This is a genomic window from Peribacillus sp. SIMBA_075 (genome assembly GCF_046534585.1).
In genome coordinates this window covers 1-244 of the sequence record NZ_JAWRYN010001384.1, presented here as the reverse complement: position 1 = coordinate 244, position 244 = coordinate 1, and the positions used below count along the sequence as shown (strand labels likewise).

Genomic DNA, 244 nt, shown 5'->3' with positions numbered 1-244 from the left:
AAATGACATTCTGTTTCATATCTGTCATTTCTAATGTACGAAATCCACCATCAATAATTAAGATACGATCTTGTTCCTGAATGATTCCCTCTTTTAAGAAATAGGCATGTAAAGCAACCGGTTGCTGAAGAATCAAAACATTTTCCACCGTAATATTAATAAATTTCCCATCAATTTGTACGGAAGTTTCTTTTTTTAAGACATTTTGTAATTGCTCATGCTGACTACCAAAATAAGTAACGGG

Annotated in this window: 1 pseudogene; it reads right to left on the bottom strand. The window is 32.4% G+C overall.

Features of this window, described 5'->3' with window-relative positions:
• A pseudogene (locus SB775_RS32875) lies at positions 1-244 on the bottom strand (ParM/StbA family protein); the annotation flags it as partial.